The following is a 23,573-nucleotide window of genomic DNA, read 5'->3' as shown; positions in this document are numbered from 1 at the left end:
TGCCCTCGGAGAGAACCGCTAGGCCCGACCATTCAGCTCGGTGTAGCAGGCACGGAGCCGCTCCATCCACCAGTCGCGTCGTTCGCCACCGACGGCGTACCGTTCAACGCGCGCAGGATCAGGTTCGGTCCGTACCGCCGGGAGAAAACCGTCCTCGGGAATCAACGGGTGTGCCACCAGATCGCCGGTGAATAACGACGCCGTGCCCAGGCCACACCCGTGCGACAGCTCCGGCAATGCGGCTGCCAGCGCCAAGCCCGCGCTCATCCCAACGGACGTCTCCAATGCCGAGCTCACCACCGCCGGTAACCCAGACTCTCGGATCACTCGGAGGGCATTCTCCGGCCCGCCGAGGGGCGCCGCTTTGACCACGATGAGGTCCGCGGCCCCCTCGGCGGCCACTCGCAACGGGTCCGTTTCTTTCCGAACCGATTCATCCGCGGCGATGGGAACTCCGAGGTCTTCGCGATCTACAGCCTCACGCAAACGTGCCAGTCCCGGAATCGTGGGGACGGGTTGCTCCACATAGGCCGGTTCGAATTCCGCAAAGGCCCGAAGAGCAACCACCGCACTCTCATGGTCCCAACCGCCATTCGCGTCCATCTTCACGACGGCGTCAGGAACGACCCTGCGAACCGCCGCGATCCGCGCGAGATCATCCTCCAAGCTCTGCCCACGCTCGGCGACCTTGATCTTGACCTCGCGCACCACACCGCGGGACCGCGCCAGCACCTCGGCGACACGATCCGGCCCGACCGCAGGGACGGTGGCGTTCACGGGAACTTCTTCACGCACCGGCGTCGGGAACGGACGCCATGCAGATTCGATCGCACAGGCGAGCCATCGCGAGGCTTCTGGGGCTTCGTACTCAAGGAAGGGGCAGAATTCGCCCCATCCCTCAGGTCCACGAAACAGCAACGCTTCTCGGTGGGTTACCCCACGAAATCGAACATTCAGCGGCACCGATACGACGACGGCCGTCTCCTGCAACTCTTCCAGGGACGGACAATTGGGTAGGCTCATGCTCCCACTGTGCACCGTCTTGGCGCACAACGCGAAGCTCGTCACCGGTCACCAGGGAATATTCAGGAAAATTCCGAGAAACGGGCAGGTCTCCCTGGCATCCTCGAAAAAGAGCAGTTGACCGACGATGAGATGAGGGGGTCCCAGGCGCATGACCACCGAGCCAACCCCGGCTATGGGCCAAGGCCCCGACCGCGATTGGCCGTCGGCACGAAGGAAAAGTTCGTTCCAGCCGCCAACCACCAAGGTCGTCATCAAACATCTCATTGTCCTGGCCGTGATGATTGCCGGTCTTTGGGCGACGATCTGGGCCTTCCTGGACAGCTATTCGGGGCAATGGATCGACCAAACGGCGCTCTCCGAGGTCAGCAATAACCTTCGCCGTTATAGCCAGTCCTCCGTGACGTTGCTCAATGCATTGCCGCTCATCTCTGGGGTCCTCGCGCTCATCGGCATCGTCATTGTGCTGGTTCGGCGCCACCGATTCGTCCCGGCCTTGATTGGACTGCTCACCGCCGCGGGAGCCAACGGCACCACTCAGCTGCTCAAGTCCTCCATCCTGGACAAGCCCAATTTGGGTGTCCAGGAAGCCACCATGAATTCCTTGCCGTCGGGTCACACCACCTTTGCTGCGGCAGCGGGTGCCGCCCTCTTCTTGGCTGCCCCGAAAAAGTGGCGGCCCTTCTTGTCCTTGCTGATGTTTCTCTTCAGCGTCGTGACCGGCGTGGCCACCGTGATTAACGAGTGGCACCGACCCGCCGACATCGTGGCAGCACTCTTCGTGGTGGGAGCCTGGACCACCATTGGCCTGTTGACCCTCCGTTTCATTCCCGCAGAGGATCAGGACACCTCCAGCACCCGCCACACCGGGATGCTGATTATCCCGCTCATGGTCATCTCGGGGCTCTTCTTGGGTTTCTGTGCCGTCGCCACCTACACGGTCTCCGCGACCCAACACTTCGCGGGCGCCGCGCTCTTGGGGAGTCTGTGCCTGATTCTCGCCGTCGGCATGATCAACACGGCCATGCTCGTGTGGCTCTTGCGGCGCAAACAGCCTCTCGCCGAACGCCCCTACACCAAGGTGTGGACGTACTAAACCACCGGCCCCAGGGTCGAATGATCGTGAATATGCTCAAGGCGGCAGACACTCGGTGTCTGCCGCCTTGTCGCGACTTCTAGGCGTGCTCGCCCGTCGTGATCGGTCCGGTCACTCCCGACGGCGGCTCGTCGGAGACGTAATCCTTGCCGGTGATGCCCTTCTCCTGAAGCCAAGCGAGACGATCCAAGAGGATACGTGTCACGCCGGCGTCGTAAGGAAGCTTGTACATGGCCGCGGTGGTTGGCCCCGCCTCCGGATTAGCCGTCGACGCCGCGATGCGATCGATGGCCACCCGCATCGTCTCGGATTGGCGTTGCACGAAGGTTCGCTCCACGGGGGTTCCGTGCCCAGGGACGAAGACGTGATAGCGGTCCAGCCCAGCAACGGTCGCCAGGGTCTGCACCCAGACCTCGGGGAAAGAGTCGTCAAAGGCCGGGTCGGCACCCTGCTCGACGATATCGCCGGTGAAGAGGACCTCATCGACCCCCGCGAGGACATCGTTATCTGTGTGGCCCAAGCCCAGGTAGAAGAGGGTCACGGCGCGGTCCCCGAGATCGACACGGGTAAATGAAGCGCGCCCGCCGTCTCCCGGAAGCAAGCGGGTCGGGAGGATGATGTCCGTGTTGGGGCCCTGATGATGGGCCATCTCCGGTTCCAACGTCTCGACGTATCCGCGCTGACGGTCCGCGTATCGTTCCATCGCGCGCTCCGCGTTGGGATGAGCCCAAAACTCCGTGACTCCGTCGGCTGCGAAGACCGCGTTGCCGAAGATGTGATCGTAGTGGGCATGCGTGTTGACGACCACGAAGGGCAGATCGGTCAGCCGTCGCGCGGCGCGGAAAATTTCGGCGCCTTGGCGGGGCCCGGCACCGGTGTCGATGACCATGGCCTTCTCGCCGCCCACGATCAAACCGGTATTTAAACGGTAGTCATCCGTGGTGATGACGTAGATACCGTCGGCAATTTCTTGTGTTCGAGCCATATCTCTACGGTACTTGATCAGCGGTGATACGCACGTCACCCTGGTCTCCGTCCCGTCCGCTGGCCGCGATCAGGCCGCGTGCCGCTGGTTACGATGGATTCATGAATATCCCAGCTCACCCGCAGAATCCCGCGCTGGGTGCCGGTCGTTATGCGCCGTCGCCCTCGGGCGATCTTCACCTGGGAAATCTGCGGACCGCGCTCTTTGCGTGGCTTTTCGCGCGGTCGACGAATCGCCGCTTCGTGATGCGTATCGAGGATCTCGACCGCGTTCGCGAAGGCTCGGCCGAACGCCAACTTGAGGATCTGGCGAGCCTCGGCCTCGACTGGGACGGAGAGCCGCTCGTCCAATCACGGCGCACGGAAGCCTATGAGGATGCCGTGGCTCAACTGAAGGCCCAGGATCTCGTCTACGAGTGTTTTTGCACGCGCCGCGAAATCCAGCAGGCGTCCTCGGCACCCCATGGGGCCCCCGGTGCCTACCCCGGCACCTGCCGTCAACTATCCGCTGCCGAACGCGCGGCGCGCGCAGCAGAACGTCCCGCAGCTTTGCGGTTACGTGCGGAAGCCTCCAGCTGGACCGTCAACGACTATTACGCGGGAGAATATTCGGCGCCGGTGGACGACGTCGTCCTGGTCCGCAATGATGGTCGGGCGGCGTACAACCTGGCGGTCGTGGTCGACGACGCCTTTCAAGGGGTCGATCAGGTCGTCCGTGGAGACGACCTCCTCTCCTCGGCCCCACGTCAGGCGTATCTCGCGGAACTCTTGGGGCTGACGATTCCCGACTATGCCCACGTTCCCCTGGTTCTCAACGGCGAAGGTGCGCGTTTGGCCAAGCGAGACGGCGCCGTCACGCTGGAACAATGGCGCGACGCCGGGCTCAGCGTGACCGACGTGGTCCGCAGGATCGCCGCGTCCATGCCGTTGCCCACGGTGTCTTCTCCGTCAGGGCACCACATGCCCGAGACGGCCGAGCAGATGCTCGACGTTTTCGATCCAGACGCCATCTCGTTAGAACCCTGGACCATTCTCGACCCGTCATCGGAGCTTGCCCGTGTCCCTCATTAGCCGCATTCCCCCGTCGCGCAGGGGTTCCGCCGCCCTGCTGGCCGTGCTCATCGGTTCGACCGGAATTCAGACCACGACGGCGGTCGCCTCGACACTCTTCGAGAAATTTCACCCCGTCTCGGTGTCCGGGCTCCGTATGACCACGGCGGCGGTCGTTCTGTTGCTCATCGCCCGCCCCCGGTTCTGGCGATTTGCCAAGGCGGACTGGATCTCGGTGGTGTCCTACGGCGTGGTGACCTCGCTCATGAACGTCTTCTTCTACCTCGCCGTGGAGCGCATTCCCTTAGGTGTTGCCGTCACGGTGGAATATCTCGGAGCCTTTACGGTCGCGATGATCGGTGTCCGAAAGTTCAGGGACGGGCTCTTTGCCATGGGGGCCTTGGCCGGCGTCGTCCTCATTGCCGGCCCCACCTTCGGAGACACGGACCTGCTTGGATACCTGTTCGCGGCCCTGGCCTCCGCCTCGATGGCCGGCTACACGATCCTGTCCGGAAAGATCAGCAGCGGAACCGAGGCCAGCTCCGGGATTCGTGGGCTGGCGGTCTCGATTGCGGTGGGCGCCATTCTGTGGTCCCCGGCCACGGCGATGGCCGTGCCACACATGACGATGGGCGACTGGGGTATCGCGATTTTCATCGGCGCCGTGGGCCTGGCTCTCGCTTTCTCCTGCGACGCCATGGCGGTCTCCCTCACGAGCCCGGCCACCGTGGGAGTCTTCTTCTCGATGGACCCGGTGGTCTCCTCCCTGGTGGGGCTTGGGTTGCTCGGTCAGCTGCTCACCACGGAGGCGTATGTGGGCATCGCCTTGATCGTGATCTCCGGGGCCGCCGTGACCTGGCGTGCAAACCGCTCGGCGGCGGCCATCGCGACTCACACGGAGGCCCTGAAGCTCATTCGAACCTCGGGAATCCCTCAGGTCAATCGACGCGACAACGGGCACTAATTCGCTTCTTAGCTCACTCGTGACTGGGGCGGCGACGTCGTGGGCCACTCAGCAATCGGGCGAGGGCATCTTTTGTGAGTTCGAAGGGTCCATAGCACCCGCGACGGGGAAATGACATCGAGGCTAAGATCGAGACGATGAGCACTTTCGAGAATTCTCCCCTGCCCCCGTCCGTGTCCGACATTTTCGATCCTCACCGCTGGCGGTCCGTCGAAGGTTTCGAGGATTTTCAGGACATCACGTACCACCGGCAGGTCGAGCGGGATGCCTCCGGGCGTCCGATCCGTGACCTCCCTTGCGTTCGCATCGCTTTCGACCGACCCGAGGTCCGCAACGCCTTCCGTCCGGGGACGGTGGATGAGCTGTACCGCGCGCTCGACCACGCCCGCATGACCAGCGACGTCGGGACCGTGCTGCTCACCGGCAACGGCCCCTCGGCCAAAGACGGCGGTTGGGCCTTCTGCTCAGGCGGCGACCAGCGCATTCGCGGCCGCGACGGTTACCACTACGCCGATGGCGAGAACGCCGATTCCATCGACCCCGGGCGCGCGGGACGCCTCCACATCCTGGAGGTACAGCGCCTGATCCGGACGATGCCGAAGGTCGTGATCGCGGTCGTATCCGGCTGGGCCGCAGGCGGTGGCCATTCCCTCCACGTCGTGTGCGACCTGACGATCGCTTCCCGGGAATTCGGCAAATTCAAGCAGACGGATGCCACGGTCGGTTCCTTCGACGCGGGGTATGGCTCGGCCTTGCTCGCCCGCCAGGTGGGGCAAAAGGCCGCACGGGAAATCTTCTTCCTCGCCCGAGAATACGACGCCGAACGGATGTATCAGATGGGAGCGGTCAACGAGGTTGTGGCCCACGAGCGCTTGGAGGAAACCGCGCTGGACTATGCCGCGGCCATAGCTCGGCAATCCCCACAAGCGATCCGCATGCTCAAATTTGCCTTTAACCTGCCCGACGACGGAATGGTGGGGCAACAGGTCTTTGCGGGAGAAGCAACCCGCATGGGGTACATGACCGACGAGGCGGTCGAGGGTCGCGATGCCTTTCTCGGCAAACGCGATCCGGACTGGTCGCAGTATCCGTATTACTACTGATCGGTTGGCACGGATGGCCCGGGTCTAGTCTGGAAGTCTCATGGATTTCACCGCGTTGACCCCATTGCCCAGCCTGAGTTCCGTTCCCGAGACCGCCACATTCCTCGACGGCCCCGGTTCGGTCACACCCGTCGAGCTCCACCGAAATCTCTCCGGATGGCTCTCCCGGGAGACGCGACGGGGTGAGGAAACCCCCGTGCTCATCGTCTCGACCTCAGGTTCCACGGGCCGGCCCAAACGGACCGTTCTGACTGCACGCGCCCTGCGGGCTTCGGGACTAGCCACCGAGGCCGCCACGGGAACGGACGGCGGTGCGCAGTGGCTCTTGGCCCTCCCCGTGCATTATGTGGCGGGTGCCCAAGTCATCGCACGCTCCGTCATCGCGGGGACCTCCCCCATCCACACGGCCTCGATTTCCAGCGAGGTCAGTTTCGGGGCCGCCGATTTCCTCCGAGCCGCCGAGAAGCTCACCGGTCGTCACCGCATGACCTCGTTGGTCCCGACGCAAGTTCATACCCTGCTGGAAGACGCCGATGCGGAAAGAGTGCCACAAGACGAGCTCCTCGAGGTGCTGCGGGGCTTCAACGCGATACTCCTCGGCGGCGCCCCGGCGTCGGCGGATCTACTGGCGCGTTGTCGGGAAGAGAGCATTCCCCTGGTCCTCACGTACGGCAGCGCCGAGACTGCCGGAGGTTGCGTCTACGATGCGCAAGCCCTCCCCGGAACCCGCATTGCCATACAACCTTCCGCAGAGGGCGGCCCCGGCAGGATCTGGCTCGGGGGGCCCACGCTGGCGTCGGGATATCTGGGTGATCCTGAGAGGACCGCGAGCGCGTTCCGGCACGACGCCGACGGACACACCTGGTATCGCACGGATGACCTCGGGGAGCTCGACGCCCAAGGACGGTTGGCCGTCGCGGGCCGCGCGGACGACGTCGTGATCACCGGCGGAGTCAAGGTTTCGGCACGTGCTGTGGCCGCGGAGTTGGAGCGGGATCGGGGCGTGCGGGAGGCATTGGTCGTCGCTCTCCCCAGCCAGCGGTGGGGACAGGAAATTCGCGCCCTCGTTTCGCGCGCTCCGGGCCGGAAGCCTGATCTGGAGGCTCTCGGCGCGAATGTCCGGGAGAACCTCGGTCCCGCAGCCGTCCCCAAGCGCATCCTCGTAGTAGACCACCTGCCGCAAACCAGCACGGGAAAGCCCGACGCCGGGGCGGCTCGTCGCGCCTTGTCGGACGAGAGCCTCGGGACGTAACGACGACTCTCGGGTCTAGGCCCGTGAGACAATGAACTTTCCATCCACATCTTTTCTCTGGGCGGGATCGTGCCCAGAACATCGAGAGGAGCCTCCGTGGCAACCGTCGGACAGTGGGTCGAAGGCGCTCGTCTTCGCACCCTACCGTTGGCCGTCTCCCCCGTGATCGCGGGAACTGCCGCTGCGGTCCAGATGAGGGACTTCCGACCGCTTCCAGCCCTTCTTGCCTTGTTGGTGGCGCTTTTCCTTCAGATCGGCGTGAACTACGCGAATGACTACTCCGACGGAATCAAGGGGACGGACGACGCCCGCGTGGGTCCCCTACGCCTCACCGGCTCCGGAGCGGCGCCCGCCCACCACGTGAAATTCGCGGCCTTCGGATGCTTCGGCGCCGCCATGGTGGCCGGCGTGATTTTGGTACTGGCCACGCATCAGTGGTGGTTCCTCGTCGTGGGGCTCTCAGCGGTCTTCGCCGCGTGGGGATACACGGGCGGCAAGCATCCTTACGGCTATATAGGCCTCGGCGACCTCTTCGTCTTCCTGTATTTCGGACTGGTCGCAACCCTGGGAACGACCTTCTCTCAGGCGTCCCGATTCTCCACAACGTCGGTGTGTGCCGCGATCGCCCTCGGATTGATCGCCTGTGCCCTCTTGATGGCGAATAATCTCCGCGATGTTCCCACCGATACCGACGCCGGCAAGAAAACATTGGCGGTGCGTCTCGGCGCTCCCCGCGCCCGGTTGGCCTACGCCGTCGAGATTGTTCTGGCCTTCGCCCTGATGCTCTTCACGGTTCCGGAGAATTCCTGGAACCTTCTGGTCTTCCTGGCCCTTCCGTTTGCCGTTCCCGCGGTCCGCACCGTTCTCACGGCTCAGGACCTTCGCGCCCTGATTCCCGTGTTGAAGCACACCGGGATTCTCAGCGTATTGTTCTCCGTACTATTGCTCGTCGCGTCGATCCTAGGAGCCTGATGACCTCGCCCACCTCGCCCTCGTCCTCACGCCGGGTCAGCGTGGCCTGGTGCGTTGTTGTCTTGCTGATTGCCTCGTGCTTGCGTCCGGCTCTCACCACGATCGGTCCGGTTCTCCACGAGATTGGCCACGACACAGGGCTAGGTGCCGGAGGTCTCGGGCTGATTGGGGCGCTCCCCCTGCTGGCGTTCGCCGTCCTGTCGCCGGTGGTCTCGCTGCCGGCCCAACGTATTGGCATCGAACGCGTGGTCCTCGTTGCGCTCGTGATTCTGAGCATCGGCATTCTGCTGCGCTCCACTCCGGGTGCGGTTCTTTTGTGGCTCGGCACGTTGCTGGTCGGCGTCGGAATCGCCATCGGCAATGTGTTGGTCCCGGTGATCGTCAAGAGGGACTTTTCACGTCATGTGGCGCTGATGACCGGACTGTATACCGCGGTGCTCTCGACGGGCGCGGCCACGGCTTCGGGCTTCACCGCACCGCTTTCCCATGCATTACCGGGCGGGTGGCGGACGGCCCTGGCACTGTGGGCGATTGTCCCCATCGTCTGTGCCATCTGGTGGGCTTTTCTCACCCGTCGTGCGCGCCGGGCCGAATTCGAGCGTTCGGGGTCGGTTCTGAAAGCGGTCACCGGGGCGATGCCGACGATTCCGTCTCCCGTGGAGCCTTCCGCATCTCGGCGGGTCTCCCTCTGGAAGACGCCGATCGCCTGGCAGGTCACGGTGTTCATGGGCTTGCAATCATTGATGTTCTATACGGCGGCCAACTGGCTCCCAACGATCGAGGCAACGCAGGGCTTCACGGCCGCGGAGTCTGGTCTGCATCTGTTCGTGATGCAGATCGTGGGCATTTTGGGCAATCTCAGCGTGAGTTTCTTTGCCGGTTCCAAGCCCTCACAGAGCTGGCTTGCCATGATCCTGGCGGGATTCCTCGTCGTGGCGGTGGGCGGCGCCCTCGTCGCACCTCAAGCCGCCATCTTGTGGGCCAGCTTCATCGGCATTGGATGTGGGGGTAGCTTCTCCCTCGCGCTGACCATGATTGGGTACCGCACCAATAGCTACGCCCAAACGATGAAGCTCTCGGGGATGGCGCAGTGCCTGGGTTACCTCATGGCCGCCCTCGGCCCCCTGCTGGCCGGCTGGTTCGCCGATCTACTCGGCGGCTGGGCCCCGGTGCTCTTCGTGATGTTGGGCCTCACAGTGGTGCACTTCATCGCGGGCATCCTGGCCGGCCGTGATCGAAAAATTGGTGCGGAGGCCTAACCGCGGCTCGGAGAGCTAAACGTCACGGCCTTCGCGGCGCAGCTGCTCTTCGACGTATTCGTCCTCGTCGGCAGCGGTCTCGTCCTGAGCGGTGGTTTTCTTCCGGCCGCGGAGCGACGACCAAGCGCGCATGAGGTCCCGTGTGGCGGCGGCGTGCAGCTTCGGGAAAGCCAGGTACCCCACGGCGAAACCGATCAAAATGGCAAAGACCGCCGCGAGGACCAATCCCGTATGCAACAGCGCGCACACGACGAAGACTATGACCATGATGGCGAGTCGGACGAGCGAGTAGTACAAGAACTTCACGGTCCTCAAGTCTACCCGTCTGACCTGGCAATCCGCTCGATGCTTCCCAGCGGGTGCACCTCGGTAAACTGGTTGCATGAGAGCAGTCCTGATCATCGTCGCGGCGGCCGTCGTCGTCGGCATGACCATCTACGCGTTATTGGATATCGGCAGGACCGAGAAACATCGGATCCTCGCTTTACCCCCATGGGCCTGGTTCATCGTGGTGTTGTTGCTGCCGGTCGTCGGCCCCGGTCTATGGCTGGCCTTTGGGTACCGCCGCGAGGCCTCTTCACGGGGTCGCGGCTCCACGCGACAAGCGCCGTCGGCTTCGGCCCCCGACGACGACGAGAATTACCTTCGGTTCCTTCGCCAACAGTCTGAACGACGCCGCAAAGACGAGGAACGTCGGCGGAATGAAGAACGTCGCCGAGACGCCGACGACGAATAGCCTCGTCGGAGTACGACGAAGCCCCCGGGTTCGAGAGAACTCCGGGGGCTTCGTCGTGGTGAGGCTCTTAGAGTCCCGAGTAGGAGTGCAACCCGTTGAACACCACATTGACGGCGGTGAAGTTGAAGATGATGCAGCCGTATCCGATGATCGACAGCCATGCCGAACGCGGTCCGGTCCAGCCACGCGTCGCGCGAGCATGCAGGTAGGCGGCGTAGACCACCCAAATCACGAAGGTCCAGACTTCTTTGGTGTCCCAGCCCCAGTAGCGTCCCCAGGCTTTATTGGCCCAAATCGCGCCCATCGCCAGGGTGAACGTCCACATGACGAAGCCCACGGTGTTGAGACGGAAGGCGAAGTTCTCCAAGGCTTGCGAGGAGGGCACGAGCCTCATGAAGCCCAGGCCAGCTTTTTCTCCTTCGATGAGCTTCTTCTCTCGGCGCGACTGGATGAGTTGCAGAACAGCCATGGCGAAGGTCAGCGTGAAGACACCGGAAGCCATCACGGCCACGGATACGTGGATCACGAGCCAGTAGGACTGCAAGGCCGGCTTGAGGTGGCCCACCGGCGTGGGGAATCCGATGGTCGCGGCCACCATCATGATCAGCGCAAGGCCCGTCACCAGAGCGCCCACGAATCGCAGGTCACGGAAAACCAACGACACCAGGAAGACCACGGAGACCACCAACGCACCTGTGGTGCAGAACTCGTACATATTGCCCCACGGCACACGACCGGCGGCCAGGCCACGCGTGACGACGCCGATGACGTGCACGAGACACGCGATGATCATGACGGCGACGGCGACCTTGGCCGCGGGACGGCGCTGCCCGGTGTACCCCATGGAATCGTCCGCGACATGGTCCGACAGCTTGGCGCGGGTGCTCGCCGTATAGGCCCGCCCTCGGCTTCCGCCGCCGCCACCTTCCACGTGAATGGCTGATGAGCCGCCCTTGGACTCGGCCCCCGCAACTCCGGCCAGAACGGGCTCGCGTTCATTCACCTCAGCAGCTGCCTCGGCTCGACGTGTTGCTCGTGAATTCGTCGCCAGATCCCACGTGAAGGACACGAAGGAGACGAGGTAGATCACCGCGGCCAGAAGCATGAATGCCTCACTCCACTGGCCCAGGTTCTCGTTGATGCTCATGCTTCCCTTTCTGGGCTACTGATTGCTGGTCGCCGCATGTGCGACGGCCTGGCCCGATGCGAGAAAATTACGCTTCGTTGAATTCTAATCCCCATTCCTGGGCGAAGAGATCGGTCAGTTTGTCGGCTTCCATGGCGATGCGGGGGTCTTCGCCGCGCGCCAGGAGCCCGTATTCGACGACCACGGCTCGCTGACCGCCGTCGAGCACGGTTTCGTGGGCCTTGACCCACACGCGACGTCGGGCCACGAAGAGGGACACGATCAAGCCGGCGAAGGCCAAGAGGAAGGAGACCAAAACCACCGGCTTGCCCGGATCGTAGTGAATGTCCAGGCCCGCGTAGCGCTTGACGCCCTCGAACTGAATGCTCCCCTTGCCGTCGGGCAATTGATACGTGTTGTTTTCCTCGGTGAGCACGATGCCGCCGTGATCCGACTTCATCGAATTCAATTCGTGCAATTTGTTGGTGTCCAGCACGTACACGTTCTGTGGCGTGCCTTTATCGAGGCCCAAGTCTCCGTAATAGGAGGACAGGACCAACGCCGGGTTGGCCGGTGCCGCGTCGACCGAGTGCGGCATCTGCCCGGACTGGATCACGGCGGTCGGCAGGAACATGCCGACGAAGCCGAGCTGATCGGGGGACGCGTCCGGCACCTTAAGCACCATCGAGGAGGTAAAGACCTTATCCGTGGGCAAGGTGACGACGGGGCCCTCGTACGAAACCTTGCCGGTGCCGTCGGTGACCTTGACGACCGGCGCATAACCATTGCCGGAAAGGTATACGTTGCTGCCGTCTACATTAAGCGGCTCGTTGACCTTAAGAGATTCCTTGTGGGGCTCCGCCTCAGGAGAATCCTTGACCGTCATCTGGGCGTCGTACCCCAAGTCTTGGCCATAGGTCGAGGAGGTCTTGTCTCGGTCATAGGTGACGTTTAGTTTGTCGAGGGTCACCGAGAAATTGCGGAGCCAGTCCGGGTTGTAGTTGGTGCCGGGTTTGAACTGGTCGTAGCTGACGAGCGTATTGACGTGAGATTCGCCTTCCACCACGATCTTCTGACCGCTATAGCCAAACTGACCACCCACGGCGACACCGACCAAAACACCGATCATCGCAGTATGGAAAACCAAGTTTCCGATCTCGCGGAAATAGCCGCGTTCGGCTCCGACGCTCGGAGTGGAGGCGTCCTCCCGCAGTTCCGTGCGGTAGTGGCGTTTTTTCAGAATCTTTTGGGCCGTTCCGACGGCGCCATCTGCGGTCAGCCCGCCCTCGACCGAATCCACCGGAATGGTGAGCGTGCGATGCTGCGGCAGCCGTCCCAAATTGCGCGGCGTGCGCGGCGGTTTAGCTCCGTAGGCCTTGGCATGCTTGATGGCCCGCGGAATCACACAACCAATCAGGGAAATGAACAGCAGCAGGTAGATCGCCGAGAACCAGGCCGAGGAAAAGACATCGAAAAGCTGGAGTTTTTCGGCGATCGGGCCCCAAGTCTTGTGGGAGTCCATGTATTCCTGGACCTTTTGCGGGTCCTGGATATTTTGCGGAAACATCGACCCCGGAACCGCGGCGACGGCGAGCAGAAGCAGCAAGAACAGCGCCGTGTTCATCTTGGTCAGCTGCGTCCATGCCCATCGGATCATGCCGATAGGCCCGAGCGCCGGGGCGTCCTTCTTGGCCGCTTTCTTCTGTTTACTCATGCCATCCAATTTCGGTAGCGGGTTTCTGCCGTTGTGCTCTGGTGGTGCACGCCGATCACACCGGAAGCTCGTAGCCGGGAGTGACTCCCTGTAGCCACGACATCATCGAACTCCACAGTCCTGTGGCCATCAAGATTCCCACCAGGACGAGGGCCACACCGCCGATGATCTGAAGGGACCTGCGATGCCTCTTCAGGAACGCGAACATTTCTGCAGAACGCCTGAATCCCAGGGCGATCAGGAGAAACGGTATCCCCAGTCCAAGGCAATAGGCCACGGTGAGCACGATCGCTTTGAGGCTATTCGGCCCTTCGATGAAGACCAAGGCCTGCACCGCGGCGAACGTCGGACCGATGCACGGTGCCCACCCCAGGCCAAAGGTGATCCCGAGGATAGGCGCTCCCCACAAGCCCGCCGGAGGTTTCGAATGAATCTTGCGGTCTCGCTGGAACCAGGAAAATCCACCCATGAAGACGATGCCCAGAACGATCACCAGGAGGCCGAGCACCACCTGTAGCCACGTCTGGCTTCGCACCCACGGTGCGGCTCCGACCTGGGCCAGGACCACGGACATGATCACGAAGACGAGGGAGAAACCCAGAATGAACAGACCGGTACCCGCGAACATCCGCCCGCGACGTCGTCGTTGCAGGTCGCTCCCCGTGAGGCCGGTAACATACGCCAGATAACCCGGCACGAGAGGCAAGACGCAGGGGGACGCGAACGAAATCAGGCCGGCCAGCGCTGCCAGCGGTATGGAGGCCCACAAAGAGCCCTCCAATACCACGGATCCAAAGGACGATTCGGCAGCCAGAAGCACGATGGACCTACGAACCTTTCGAGGGGTTAGTGGCGTCCTTGCCATCGATCTGGTCTTGCACCAAGGTCCGGACCACAGACTCGTCAATCTGGCCGAGGATACGGGCGGCGACCCGACCTTCGGAGTCCAAGACGAGCGTGGTCGGCACTGCCTGCGCAGGGACGTACTGGGACAAGGCCATCAGCACCCCGCCGGAACGGTCCTCGACGGATCGATAACCGATCCCGAACGTCCGCTCGAAGGCTTCGGCCGTTCCCTGCTCATCTCGCAAGTTGATGCCGTAGAAGTTCACTTTCTCGCCGAACTCCGTGAAGAGCTTTTGCAGGTGCGGAGCCTCCGCCCGGCACGGGGCACAGCCTGCGTACCAGAAATTGAGCAGGCTCGGTTTCCCACGAAGTTGTGCTCCGGTCAGGGATTCACCGCCGAAGAGTTTGCCCTCAAAGTCCACCGGCTTGCCTCGTTGGGCCTTGCTGAACTCGGTCACCGATCCGTCGCCCGAAATGAAGCCCTTGCCGTCGGCGGAATTTGCCTGATCCGACAGGGCGGAATTGTCCTTACTCGAACAACCGGTCACGGCCACCAGCCCTGCGACCGCGGCGACCGAAAACAGACCGCGTCGGGTCATGGGGCGGTGTGAAGAACGGGGCATGGTTTCTCTCTGCGAAGGACGACGTGACGATGTTCTGACGGGCGGCGAAAGAAGTCCGCCTCGAGTATGAGGTCGCTGATGCCCGCCTGCCGCAGGCTCAACGCATCCCTCAATTATGATCCCGGAAGCTGAATGACCCCTGGATACAATTCCGCGGCGGGCTCGGCATACGTGACGCGGGGCGCCCCCGGTGCTGAGATATCGTCGAAGGTCAACGATGTCACCGAAGCTAGGTTGCACTGCCGCGTTCGGGGATCGTGCGGAAGGGTACGGCCCTCGACGCTCGTGCGAGCCATCCAAATCGGAAGTTGGTGCGAGACGACGATGGCTTCAGCGCCGTCGCCGCCTCGCTTCACAGCCTGCACCGCGGCGTCCTTGATCGCCTCGGCCATGCGCGCGACCTGTTCCCGGTATGGCTCTCCCCACGAGGGCCGGAGCGGATTCGTCATATACCGCCAGTGCCGGGGATGACGCAGAAGCTCGTCCCTGTTCACGTGCATGCCTTCAAAGTAGTTCCCGGCCTCGATGACGCGCTCGTCCAAAACGACCGGTAGGCCCAAGGCCTTCGACACCGGCGCGGCGGTTTCTTGCGTACGAGTCAGAGGCGAAGCCGCCAGGTATGAAAAACGGGCCCCTTGGGATGCCCGCCGCTCGAATTCACGGGCGGCAAGTTCGGCCATCCGGTGTCCCGCCTCGGAGAGATGGAACTCTGGGAGGCGGCCGTAGACGATCCGATCCGGGTTGTGGACTTCGCCGTGACGCAGAAGGTGAACGGTAGCGCTGTGAGACATGGGGCTAGTCTTTCAGATCCGCGTCGGAGCGGCCATTCGGGCAGGCTCCTTGAGGCAGATCACCCTTCTTCGGGATCATGCCCTTCCAGAATGCCGCGCAGAATTCGGGAAATTCTCACCGTGTCCACGCGCCAAAAGTCGCGGGGAACCCCGTCGATACGAACCACCGGGATTTCCTCGGCGTGTTGCTTCAACAGGTCAAGATGGTCCTCGACATTGATTTCATGGACGGTAATCCCCAAAGGGTCCGTCACCGAAGCCAGGTCGATACGGGCTTGATCACACAGATGACATCCGGGCGAGGTGAGCAGTTCAACCGTGGGCTTTCTCCCGGGACCGTTCGCCGAATCATGGGTCTCCATGAATCCTCCATTCGTGGACATCGCCCTGATTCGGGCGGGGTACGCATTCGGCCGCCCCTCGCGTTGCGAGGTGACGGCCGAGAATGCTCAAGACAAGAAGTGACTACTTCTTGTTGCGACGCTGGTGGCGGGTCTTGCGAAGCAGCTTACGGTGCTTCTTCTTCGCCATGCGCTTGCGGCGCTTCTTAATAACTGAACCCATAGGATCCCTACCTTGATAGTCGTACGTCGGTGGCAAGTGCGCAGGTGCGCGGCAAAGCCACCGGGTGGCGTCCTTGTCCCCCGAGCCGAGGACGGCGGAGGCTTGCTGTCAAAACGTTCGCTCACGAAGTTTACTGCAGGCAAAGAAAAGCCCAATAGAGCGAAAACGTTCCTCAGACACCTTACAAGGTGGAGTCAAATTTCTTCGAATCGGCGGCCGTGGAGCCGGTCGATTCCTCCGCGTCACCTTGCTCATCCGAAGGCCAAGCCTCTAGGTCATGCATCGAATCCCGCGCCCCTGGTGCCGCGTCTGGCAGATCGGCATCACGGGATTTATTGTCCGCGACGTCGTCGGCAAGCTTGGATGTCGGGGCCAGCGGATGAACCTCGCCGTCTTCGCCCAGCTCGGGCTGCACAAATACGGTCGCCGACGAGCGTTGCTTCCGCTCCGGATCAACCCCGGCCTCGAGATAATGCCCTTCGATGTGCTCCGCCACCATGCGAGCAGCAAGCTCGTTGTCGCCCGATTCGATGGCCGCATAGATCGCGCGATGTTCGGCGCACAGGCGAGTCGCCGTCGTCGACCACAGCGGAACATAGCCCACCAGCGACAGCGTGTACTCATAGATGGAGTCGCGCAATGAGGTCAGAAGGCCCGTGATGAGGCTATTTCCTGCGAGTCGGGTCAGGGCGACGTGGAAGGAAACCTCGAGGTGATGAAAATCCTTGAGAGAAAGATCGTCTCGAGACATCTCGTCGATGATCTTGGCGAGCTCCTTCATGGCCGGATGCTCCCGATTGGCGCGGCGGAGCGCCCAGGTCTCCAGGAGAACGCGCGTGTGCACGATATCCCGGAGGGGATATTCCGCCGTCGCCATGTGTAATTTCAGGGCGGGGCCGGCGCTTGCCGCGGGCTCGCGCACCAGCTGAGCAATCAGTTGGTGGCGCTTCCCCTCGTAGAGTCGCACGATCCCCATGACTTCGAGATTCTTGAGAGCCTCGTGCGTCGCATTGCGCGAAGCACCGACGGCATTCGAAATTCGACGTTCGCTCGGCAACTCCTGCCCTAGGACGAGGTTGCCGTCGAATAGCTCGTTTTCGAGCCATTGGAGGATCTTACGGTCGGTAGCCATGCGGTGATGAATCTTTCATGCTGTGGTCAACGATGCGGTTCCAGGTCGGAGGTTTACCCTCCTATCGTCCACGCCTTCTGGCAAAAAGATTAGCCAAAAAACCTGATGCTTTGTGATCGTCCGAGGCGGCCTCGTCATCCGACGCGCTGTCTGCCCGGTGGACTTTGGGGTCCAGGGGTTCCCAGCTCTGTGGTCCTGAGGTGCTGGGCGCATCCTCCGAGGCTGATTCACCCTGTGCCGCGGTGGTCACGGGACGAGACGCTGAGGGTTCCGTGGAAACCTCAGACTCGTGGGCTGCAGGGGTCGACGAAAAATCCGACGTGGTGGGCGCGGGGTCGTCCTCTCGACCGGAAACGCTCAAGCCGAGCGGCATCAGGGGCCGGAAGGTGACGCCGTCGTGACGGGTTCGGTGGATGCTCGAGGCGCCATCGGTCCCGGTTGCCTGGGCGACGACGGGGACGGCGGGCACCTGCTCCTCGACGTCGGTGGGTTCTGGATCAGCACCATAGTGCTCTTCCGAACCCGTCCTGGGGGCCAGGTGCGGGCGGGCGGGGCTCGGCGGGGAGTCTTGGGCCGCAGAGTCTTCGCGCCCACTCGATGGCACCTTCTCGGGCTGGGGCACCATCCGACTCGTCGGTTCGGCAGCGGCCGGTTCGGCCTGCTCGGTGGATTCGGTCTCGCCGCTGTTCTCGGCATCGTCTCGTTCGACGGAAGAGGCCGAGAGCCCCTCGATCCAGGCCCGGATCTCCTGCAGGGGTTCAGGGTTGAGCGAATACAGCCGCTTCTGCCCCTGGGCCTTCATCGTGACCAGTCCAGCTTCCCGCAAAACTTTGAGGTGCTTGGAAACGGTCGGCTGGCTCACGCCGAGTTCGGTCACGACGTCGTTGACGGGGCTCGGCCCTTCCTTGACGACGTCGAGAATACGCCGGCGGGTGGGGTCAGCCACCACGGCAAACACGTCAGTACTCATGTATCCACCATAACGGTGTATTCCGGCAGACGTATGCACACACGCCCGCGATGTTGCCGCCGGCCGTGGGGAGATTCCCCTCGATCAGTCGAACCAGGGATCGAGTCCCCAGAGCGGGAACACCGATTTGCGCGTCGCCATGACGGTTCGGTCCAAGCTGTCGGCGGGATCAAACCCAATTTCCCAGGACCTCCACCAAACGTCGGCCTCGTCGCCCATCATGCGCGGAGCACGGACCCCATATTTCTCGGCGATGTACGAACGCCAGGTTTCCGGGGTCGGCAGGGTCGGTTCCACGGGACGGCCCGTGACGATCCCAATCAAGTGCGCCCACGAGCGCGGCACGGCATCGAGGCAGTTATATCCTCCCCCACCGAGTGCCAGCCAGCGGTCTTCCGTCAGCTCATTGGCGAGGTCCGCGATGGTCAAGGCCGCCTCGCGCTGCGCATCGACGCTCAGTCGCATGTGCGTCATGTCGTCCTTATAGTGCGAGTCGCACCCATGTTGCGAGACGATCACTTCCGGTGCGAAGGCCCGAGCCAGCTGGGGAACGATGGCGTGGAAGGCTCGAAGCCATGCCGCGTCGGAGACCGTCGTCGGCAGCGCCACATTGACCGCTCCACCTAGCCCCTCGCCATCGGGTCCGACGTCGCTGGAAAAGCCCGTCCCGGGGAAAAGAGACATCCCGGTTTCGTGCAGGGAGATGGTCATGACGCGGGGCTCGTCCCAGAAGATGCTTTGGGTGCCGTCGCCGTGGTGCGCGTCAATGTCGATGTATAAGACGCGTTGAGTTCCACGATCGAGCAAGCGTTGTATGGCGACGGCGCAATCGTTGTAGACGCAGAATCCACTCGCGTGATCCCGGTGGGCGTGGTGCATTCCGCCACCAAAATTGACGGCACGTACCGTGGTGCCATCGACCAGGGACTCCGCGGCGAGCTCGCTTCCGCCGGCCAGCCTCGCCGCAGCCTCGTGCAGGCCGGCGACCCCGGGGGTGTCCTCCCCATCCAAGCCACTCCCCGGAATCTTGAGGGTGGGATCGGCGCTGACTGCTTTCACGCTGTCAATGTATTCCCTCGAATGCGCCGTCAGCAACGTGGCGTCGTCGGCGACGTGCGGCCGGTCCACGCGGACGTGCTCCCCTTCGAAGAGACCCAGATCCGCGGCCAGACGAGCCGTAGCGTCCAGGCGCGACGGGTGCATGGGGTGGTAGTCGCCGAAGAAGTACGCGGTCATGGCCGGATCCCACGTCACCATTGTCGTGGGGTCGGATCCTCGCCCGCTTCCGCGAAAGTTTGTAAGTGAGGTCACAGAGACATTGTGGCACGCTCCCCAGCCACATCCCACTCGGCCCTATCTGCCGCCCCGGCCGCTACGCTAGGGAGGGTCAATCATCCATCGGCAGCTGGGCAGGAGCGTACGTGCGGAGCAAAGACTCGACGCTGGCCGCGGAGCCCCGGCGGGCCGCGGATCGGATCAGGGATCTGGGCAATCGGCTCTTCGGGTCCACTCCGTCGCGAATCTCCATCACCTTGTTCTTCCTGGTGATCGTCCTCTGCTCGCTGTTGTTGATGCTTCCCATCGCGAGCAAATCCGGGCACCCTCCGGCTTTGTCCCAGGCCTCATTCACGGCGACGTCGGCGGTGACCGTCACGGGATTGACCACGCTGACGACGGCGACTCAGTGGACGTTCTTCGGCCAACTCGTGATTCTCTTCGGCGTTCAGATCGGTGGGCTCGGAACCCTCACGATGACATCCTTGCTTTCGATGGCCTTGGGCCGAAAATTGGGTCTCAAAACCAAGCTGTTTGCGCAAGAAGGCCTGAGCATCACGAGCAAGCAGGGCAAATTGGGGGAAGTTGGGTCGCTTCTTCGGGTCGTGGTTCTGACCTCGGCCAGCATCGAGGCCGCGATCGCTGGCATCGTGATGTTGCGCCTCATGACCCTCGGGGAGTCGCTACCTGAGGCCTTATGGCACGGCGTCTTCTATGGAATTTCCTCGTTCAACAACGCAGGCTTCACGCCGCACTCCGACGGTTTGGTGCCTTACGGCAATGACTGGTGGATTTTGCTGCCCTTGTGCGCGGGCGTGTGGTTCGGGTCCCTCGGGTTTCCCGTCATTTTGGTGATCCGCATGTTCGGGTTGCGTGTTCGACACTGGAATCTCAATGCCCGCATTACGGTCTTCGGGTCCATCGCTCTAGTCATCGGTGGAACGTTGCTCTGGGGTCTGGCGGAGTGGGATAACGACGCGACAATTGGCGACGAGAATCCCGTACAACGAATCCTGCATTCGTTTTTTGCCTCCGTCATGACGCGTTCAGGAGGCTTCAACCTGGTGGATATGGATCAGTTGCATCCGATCACCAAATTGTTGACGGATCTGCTGATGTTCGTCGGCGGCGGTTCCGCTTCAACGGCCGGTGGTGTGAAGATCACGACCATGGCGGTCATCTTCATCGCCATCATCGCGGAGGCTCGCGGCGACCAACACGTGATTGCCTTTCACCGAACCATCCCGGATACCGTGCTTCGCATCGCCATTTCCGTCGTGATGATGAGCGCGACCATCGTGGTGCTGGGCACCGCCGTGTTGATGCTCATTTCCCAAGCATCCCTCGACGAGATTCTCTTCGAAGTGATTTCCGCGTACGCCACATGCGGGTTATCCGTAGGATTGTCCGCGGAGCTACCGGCCTCAGGCCTGTATGTCCTGTCCGTCCTCATGTTTATTGGACGTCTAGGAACCATCACCGTGGCCACCGGCTTGGCACTTCGAACTCGTAGCCGACTGTACAAATACCCGGAAGAGAGGCCCATCATTGGCTGATCGGTCACCCCATAACGCGCCCGTCCTGGTGATCGGCCTCGGCCGGTTCGGAGCGGCCACGGCGCAGCAACTCAAACGCCAGAATAAAGAAGTTTTGGCGATCGAACGCGACTCCGAGATGGTGCAACGCTGGTCTGGCCTACTCACCCACGTGGTTCAGGCGGATGCTTCCGACATCGATGCCCTTCGTCAGGTCGGCGCCGGAGACTTCACCTCCGCGGTGGTCGGCGTCGGAACCTCGATCGAATCCAGCGTGCTCATCACGGCAAACCTCGTGGACCTCGGCATCGACCGTATCTGGGCGAAAGCCATCACCCCGGCCCACGGCAAGATCCTCTCGCGTATCGGGGCACACTACGTGATCTTTCCCGAGGCAGACGCCGGACGCCGCACCGCTCACTTGGTGTCCGGGCGGCTCCTGGACTACATCGAATTCGACGACGACTTTGCGATCGTCAAGATGTACCCCCCGAAAGAAACGCACGGTTTCACGCTGGAGGAGTCCGACGTCCGGAACCGCTATGGCGTGACCATCGTTGGTGTGAAGTCCCCGGGTGAAGAGTTCACCTACGCAACGGCCAAGACTAAGGTGACCTCCCGCGACGTGTTGATCGTCTCGGGGCAGGTCGACCTCATCGAACGGTTCGCGGCGCGTCCTTAACCCGGGGCCTCAGCAATGGTTCCGCCCTAGCGGCGGAATTCCTCGACCATCTCCGCATTGCGGTGAGCGGACGCCTTGGCCGCTTTCTCGGTCAGCTCGATGAGGCCACCTTCGGCGAAGACATTGACGGCCCGCTCCGTGGTGCCGTTGGGGCTGCACACGGCCTTCCGCAGGGCTTCAGGGTCGGCGTCGTCTGCATGGAGCAGTTCACCGGCGCCCGAGACCGTCTCCTTGGCCAAAAGCCGGGCCGTTGCCGCATCGAGACCCATGGCTTCGCCGGCCTTTTGCATCGCTTCCGCCAGGAAGAATGCGTACGCCGGGCCCGAGCCGGAAATGCCCGTGACGGCGTCCAGCTGGCTCTCCTCCACATCGATCACGGTGCCAGAATTCTGCAAGACCCGATGTGCAAGCTCAAGCTGATCCGCCGAACAATGCGTACCCGGTGCCAGCGCGATGACGCCGCGGCCCACACGTGACGGGGTGTTCGGCATCGAGCGGATCACCGGTTGGCCGTCACGAAGTTCGCCTTCCAACATGGCGAGGTCGATGCCCGCGGCCACCGATAGCACCAAAGCATTGGGGTCCAGCGCATCCTTGATCTCGGCGGCGAGGTCCAAAATTCCTTTGGGCTTCACGCCGAGCAGCACGACGTCGGCACCCTCTACGGCCTGAACGTTAGCCGATGAGTCATCCTCGCTCGAGAAGATGGCGACCCCACGCTGGTCTTCCGGGAGCGAATCCGCCAAGCTTTTCGCGCTGTCGGCGGATCGTGTGGTGGCACGAATCGTGTTGGGATCCGTCCCGCCAGCGAGCAGACCGGACATGATCGATCCGTTCATCGAACCGGTACCCAGAAAAGCAATGATGGGTTCGGACATGGTTCCTCCTGAGTCGTCGAGTTGATGTCTTCATGGTCCACGGTATCGGAGGAGCAGGACCGCCGATACGTGACGGACTATTTGTGGATGATGCTTCGCCACAGGATGCCATGGGGTTTCCCGTGGAGGCCCGCGTCGCATCAATCGTCGGACTCCCAAGGGTGTCTGCTACCCGCCGAGGTGTCGTTGGGCGAATTCCAGCGAATCGTAGAGCCATTCGTCACGCTGGGATGTGCTTTTGGCTTTTCGTGTGGAAACTTCGACGCCCACTACGCCTTCCCAACGTTGTTGAGCCAAGTACTGCAACGTTTCGGCAACTGGCTGCGTTCCGTATCCCGGCCGCGCGTGCTCATCCATCAGAGAATTTCCGGAGCCATCAGTCAGGTGAACGTGACCCAATCGATCCCCGAGCTCTGTGACGGCTGCCAAGGAATCGGTTCCCGAAGCGGCGGCATGGGAGAAGTCCCAAGTAACCCACTCGTAGTTCTGTCCCAAGGGGGACCAGTGCGGTGCATACATCAGTACTTCACGACGTCCAAAACGCCACGGGTACATGTTCTCGACCGCGATCTTCACTCCCTCAGAATCCGAGATCTCCCGGACGCCGTCAGGGAACCCCTTGGCGTAGCGGCGTTGCCAGACGAACGGCGGGTGCGCAACCATCACGTCCGCGCCCACTCGCTTGACCATCTTGGCGGCCAACCGAATCTTGTTCCAGGCATCGCCCCACACATGTTGGGTCAGCAAGAGAGTCGGCGCGTGGATTGCGGAAATGGGCAGTTGGAACTCCTGGATGTAGTCCAGGAGTTCATCTGGATCACGGGACAAAGGGTTTCCGGTGATCATGACCTCGACGGCGTCATAGCCAAGATCCTGGGCGACGGCGAAAGTGTCCTTCACGCCCAGAGGGAATACCGAGGAGGTGGACAAGGCGATGGGAGGCCGCGACCACGAACCCGATGCGGTGCCGGATCCTCGAGAAGCAGGCTCCTCCACGA

Annotated in this window: 25 protein-coding genes; 10 read left to right on the top strand and 15 right to left on the bottom strand. The window is 62.5% G+C overall.

Annotation, left to right across the window (positions count from 1 at the left end; genetic code table 11):
• Positions 1–18: 18 nt before the first annotated feature.
• Complete coding sequence (locus B9Y51_RS06555) at positions 19–1,023, bottom strand: o-succinylbenzoate synthase (protein ID WP_085529701.1); 1,005 nt, start codon at positions 1,021–1,023, stop codon at positions 19–21.
• A 151-nt stretch (positions 1,024–1,174) separates the two neighbouring features.
• Between B9Y51_RS06555 and B9Y51_RS06550 the strand changes: the two genes are divergently transcribed.
• Positions 1,175–2,119, top strand: coding sequence for a phosphatase PAP2 family protein (locus B9Y51_RS06550; RefSeq protein WP_085529200.1), 945 nt, complete (start codon positions 1,175–1,177; stop codon positions 2,117–2,119).
• A 79-nt stretch (positions 2,120–2,198) separates the two neighbouring features.
• Here B9Y51_RS06550 and B9Y51_RS06545 read toward each other — a convergent pair whose 3' ends face one another.
• On the bottom strand, positions 2,199–3,104 hold the full coding sequence (locus B9Y51_RS06545; protein WP_048684037.1) for an MBL fold metallo-hydrolase: 906 nt from the start codon (positions 3,102–3,104) through the stop codon (positions 2,199–2,201).
• A gap of 101 nt (positions 3,105–3,205) precedes the next feature.
• Between B9Y51_RS06545 and gluQRS the strand changes: the two genes are divergently transcribed.
• From gluQRS to B9Y51_RS06515, 6 genes are all read left to right on the top strand, one after another.
• On the top strand, positions 3,206–4,174 hold the full coding sequence (gene gluQRS / locus B9Y51_RS06540) for a tRNA glutamyl-Q(34) synthetase GluQRS (protein WP_085529199.1): 969 nt from the start codon (positions 3,206–3,208) through the stop codon (positions 4,172–4,174).
• The gene (locus B9Y51_RS06535; RefSeq protein ID WP_085529198.1) at positions 4,161–5,117 is read left to right on the top strand and encodes an EamA family transporter; all 957 of its coding nucleotides are present in this window, start codon (positions 4,161–4,163) and stop codon (positions 5,115–5,117) included. The genes gluQRS and B9Y51_RS06535 overlap by 14 nt, the downstream gene beginning before the upstream one ends.
• Positions 5,118–5,254: 137 nt before the next feature.
• A complete protein-coding gene (locus B9Y51_RS06530) occupies positions 5,255–6,220 on the top strand; it encodes a 1,4-dihydroxy-2-naphthoyl-CoA synthase (protein ID WP_048683591.1) in 966 nt (321 codons plus the stop codon).
• A 40-nt stretch (positions 6,221–6,260) separates the two neighbouring features.
• Positions 6,261–7,472, top strand: a complete 1,212-nt coding sequence (locus B9Y51_RS06525) for an AMP-binding protein (protein WP_085529197.1) — start codon at positions 6,261–6,263, stop codon at positions 7,470–7,472.
• Between the two features lie 96 nt (positions 7,473–7,568).
• On the top strand, positions 7,569–8,444 hold the full coding sequence (locus B9Y51_RS06520) for a 1,4-dihydroxy-2-naphthoate polyprenyltransferase (protein ID WP_048683593.1): 876 nt from the start codon (positions 7,569–7,571) through the stop codon (positions 8,442–8,444).
• Complete coding sequence (locus B9Y51_RS06515; protein ID WP_085529196.1) at positions 8,444–9,703, top strand: CynX/NimT family MFS transporter; 1,260 nt, start codon at positions 8,444–8,446, stop codon at positions 9,701–9,703. Before B9Y51_RS06520 ends, B9Y51_RS06515 begins: the two co-directional genes overlap by 1 nt.
• 15 nt (positions 9,704–9,718) lie before the next feature.
• Here B9Y51_RS06515 and B9Y51_RS06510 read toward each other — a convergent pair whose 3' ends face one another.
• Positions 9,719–10,009: a DUF4229 domain-containing protein gene (locus tag B9Y51_RS06510; protein ID WP_048683599.1), complete on the bottom strand. Its 291-nt coding sequence runs from the start codon at positions 10,007–10,009 to the stop codon at positions 9,719–9,721.
• Between the two features lie 76 nt (positions 10,010–10,085).
• Here B9Y51_RS06510 and B9Y51_RS06505 point away from each other — a divergent pair, with 76 nt between their 5' ends.
• Complete coding sequence (locus tag B9Y51_RS06505; RefSeq protein ID WP_048683602.1) at positions 10,086–10,439, top strand: PLD nuclease N-terminal domain-containing protein; 354 nt, start codon at positions 10,086–10,088, stop codon at positions 10,437–10,439.
• Between the two features lie 67 nt (positions 10,440–10,506).
• Here the strand turns inward: B9Y51_RS06505 and ccsB are convergent, their stop codons facing one another.
• The 10 genes from ccsB to B9Y51_RS06455 form a co-directional block, all read right to left on the bottom strand.
• On the bottom strand, positions 10,507–11,586 hold the full coding sequence (ccsB, locus tag B9Y51_RS06500) for a c-type cytochrome biogenesis protein CcsB (protein WP_048683605.1): 1,080 nt from the start codon (positions 11,584–11,586) through the stop codon (positions 10,507–10,509).
• 67 nt (positions 11,587–11,653) lie between these two features.
• Positions 11,654–13,279: a cytochrome c biogenesis protein ResB gene (resB, locus tag B9Y51_RS06495; RefSeq protein WP_048683608.1), complete on the bottom strand. Its 1,626-nt coding sequence runs from the start codon at positions 13,277–13,279 to the stop codon at positions 11,654–11,656.
• Between the two features lie 55 nt (positions 13,280–13,334).
• Positions 13,335–14,093, bottom strand: a complete 759-nt coding sequence (locus tag B9Y51_RS06490) for a cytochrome c biogenesis CcdA family protein (RefSeq protein ID WP_048684040.1) — start codon at positions 14,091–14,093, stop codon at positions 13,335–13,337.
• 13 nt (positions 14,094–14,106) lie between these two features.
• Positions 14,107–14,748 carry a TlpA family protein disulfide reductase gene (locus B9Y51_RS06485; protein WP_085529195.1) on the bottom strand — a complete coding sequence of 214 codons (642 nt, stop codon included), beginning with the start codon at positions 14,746–14,748 and terminating at the stop codon, positions 14,107–14,109.
• Positions 14,749–14,861: 113 nt separating this feature from the next.
• Positions 14,862–15,539: a histidine phosphatase family protein gene (locus B9Y51_RS06480; protein ID WP_085529194.1), complete on the bottom strand. Its 678-nt coding sequence runs from the start codon at positions 15,537–15,539 to the stop codon at positions 14,862–14,864.
• Between the two features lie 59 nt (positions 15,540–15,598).
• Positions 15,599–15,901 (bottom strand): glutaredoxin family protein, encoded by a 303-nt coding sequence (locus B9Y51_RS06475; protein ID WP_085529193.1) that lies wholly within the window; start codon positions 15,899–15,901, stop codon positions 15,599–15,601.
• A 103-nt stretch (positions 15,902–16,004) separates the two neighbouring features.
• Positions 16,005–16,103 (bottom strand): 30S ribosomal protein bS22, encoded by a 99-nt coding sequence (locus B9Y51_RS06470; RefSeq protein ID WP_003792170.1) that lies wholly within the window; start codon positions 16,101–16,103, stop codon positions 16,005–16,007.
• Between the two features lie 181 nt (positions 16,104–16,284).
• Positions 16,285–17,235 (bottom strand): FadR/GntR family transcriptional regulator, encoded by a 951-nt coding sequence (locus tag B9Y51_RS06465; RefSeq protein ID WP_085529192.1) that lies wholly within the window; start codon positions 17,233–17,235, stop codon positions 16,285–16,287.
• Between the two features lie 61 nt (positions 17,236–17,296).
• Positions 17,297–18,205 carry a metalloregulator ArsR/SmtB family transcription factor gene (locus B9Y51_RS06460; protein WP_082156912.1) on the bottom strand — a complete coding sequence of 303 codons (909 nt, stop codon included), beginning with the start codon at positions 18,203–18,205 and terminating at the stop codon, positions 17,297–17,299.
• A gap of 84 nt (positions 18,206–18,289) precedes the next feature.
• The gene (locus tag B9Y51_RS06455; protein WP_085529700.1) at positions 18,290–19,441 is read right to left on the bottom strand and encodes an acetoin utilization protein AcuC; all 1,152 of its coding nucleotides are present in this window, start codon (positions 19,439–19,441) and stop codon (positions 18,290–18,292) included.
• 185 nt (positions 19,442–19,626) lie between these two features.
• Between B9Y51_RS06455 and B9Y51_RS06450 the strand changes: the two genes are divergently transcribed.
• Together B9Y51_RS06450 and B9Y51_RS06445 are read left to right on the top strand one after the other, a co-directional pair.
• Positions 19,627–21,036: a TrkH family potassium uptake protein gene (locus B9Y51_RS06450; RefSeq protein WP_245826086.1), complete on the top strand. Its 1,410-nt coding sequence runs from the start codon at positions 19,627–19,629 to the stop codon at positions 21,034–21,036.
• Entirely contained in the window at positions 21,029–21,697 is a 669-nt protein-coding gene (locus B9Y51_RS06445; protein WP_048683628.1) for a potassium channel family protein, read from the top strand. Before B9Y51_RS06450 ends, B9Y51_RS06445 begins: the two co-directional genes overlap by 8 nt.
• Positions 21,698–21,723: 26 nt before the next feature.
• Here B9Y51_RS06445 and proC read toward each other — a convergent pair whose 3' ends face one another.
• Positions 21,724–22,575: a pyrroline-5-carboxylate reductase gene (gene proC / locus B9Y51_RS06440; protein WP_085529191.1), complete on the bottom strand. Its 852-nt coding sequence runs from the start codon at positions 22,573–22,575 to the stop codon at positions 21,724–21,726.
• Between the two features lie 168 nt (positions 22,576–22,743).
• Positions 22,744–23,571: a sugar phosphate isomerase/epimerase family protein gene (locus B9Y51_RS06435; protein ID WP_048683635.1), complete on the bottom strand. Its 828-nt coding sequence runs from the start codon at positions 23,569–23,571 to the stop codon at positions 22,744–22,746.
• Between the last annotated feature and the right edge of the window lie 2 nt (positions 23,572–23,573).

Origin of the sequence: Kocuria massiliensis (assembly GCF_900169715.1) — a bacterium.
In the GTDB taxonomy this organism is placed as follows: Bacteria; Actinomycetota; Actinomycetes; order Actinomycetales; family Micrococcaceae; genus Rothia; species Rothia massiliensis.
This window is presented reverse-complemented; position numbering and strand designations above follow the sequence as displayed.

What these genes read in the sequence shown, in the direction of transcription:
- B9Y51_RS06475 (WP_085529193.1), bottom strand. Translation starts at nt 15,901, where the DNA reads ATGGAGACCCATGATTCGGCGAACGGTCCCGGGAGAAAGCCCACGGTT.
- B9Y51_RS06480 (WP_085529194.1), bottom strand. Translation starts at nt 15,539, where the DNA reads ATGTCTCACAGCGCTACCGTTCACCTTCTGCGTCACGGCGAAGTCCAC.
- ccsB (WP_048683605.1), bottom strand. Translation starts at nt 11,586, where the DNA reads ATGAGCATCAACGAGAACCTGGGCCAGTGGAGTGAGGCATTCATGCTT.
- B9Y51_RS06470 (WP_003792170.1), bottom strand. Translation starts at nt 16,103, where the DNA reads ATGGGTTCAGTTATTAAGAAGCGCCGCAAGCGCATGGCGAAGAAGAAG.
- B9Y51_RS06525 (WP_085529197.1), top strand. Translation starts at nt 6,261, where the DNA reads ATGGATTTCACCGCGTTGACCCCATTGCCCAGCCTGAGTTCCGTTCCC.
- proC (WP_085529191.1), bottom strand. Translation starts at nt 22,575, where the DNA reads ATGTCCGAACCCATCATTGCTTTTCTGGGTACCGGTTCGATGAACGGA.
- B9Y51_RS06465 (WP_085529192.1), bottom strand. Translation starts at nt 17,235, where the DNA reads ATGGCTACCGACCGTAAGATCCTCCAATGGCTCGAAAACGAGCTATTC.
- B9Y51_RS06530 (WP_048683591.1), top strand. Translation starts at nt 5,255, where the DNA reads ATGAGCACTTTCGAGAATTCTCCCCTGCCCCCGTCCGTGTCCGACATT.
- B9Y51_RS06550 (WP_085529200.1), top strand. Translation starts at nt 1,175, where the DNA reads ATGACCACCGAGCCAACCCCGGCTATGGGCCAAGGCCCCGACCGCGAT.
- B9Y51_RS06455 (WP_085529700.1), bottom strand. Translation starts at nt 19,441, where the DNA reads ATGACCGCGTACTTCTTCGGCGACTACCACCCCATGCACCCGTCGCGC.
- B9Y51_RS06555 (WP_085529701.1), bottom strand. Translation starts at nt 1,023, where the DNA reads ATGAGCCTACCCAATTGTCCGTCCCTGGAAGAGTTGCAGGAGACGGCC.
- resB (WP_048683608.1), bottom strand. Translation starts at nt 13,279, where the DNA reads ATGAGTAAACAGAAGAAAGCGGCCAAGAAGGACGCCCCGGCGCTCGGG.
- B9Y51_RS06460 (WP_082156912.1), bottom strand. Translation starts at nt 18,205, where the DNA reads ATGAGTACTGACGTGTTTGCCGTGGTGGCTGACCCCACCCGCCGGCGT.
- gluQRS (WP_085529199.1), top strand. Translation starts at nt 3,206, where the DNA reads ATGAATATCCCAGCTCACCCGCAGAATCCCGCGCTGGGTGCCGGTCGT.
- B9Y51_RS06485 (WP_085529195.1), bottom strand. Translation starts at nt 14,748, where the DNA reads ATGCCCCGTTCTTCACACCGCCCCATGACCCGACGCGGTCTGTTTTCG.
- B9Y51_RS06545 (WP_048684037.1), bottom strand. Translation starts at nt 3,104, where the DNA reads ATGGCTCGAACACAAGAAATTGCCGACGGTATCTACGTCATCACCACG.
- B9Y51_RS06505 (WP_048683602.1), top strand. Translation starts at nt 10,086, where the DNA reads ATGAGAGCAGTCCTGATCATCGTCGCGGCGGCCGTCGTCGTCGGCATG.
- B9Y51_RS06515 (WP_085529196.1), top strand. Translation starts at nt 8,444, where the DNA reads ATGACCTCGCCCACCTCGCCCTCGTCCTCACGCCGGGTCAGCGTGGCC.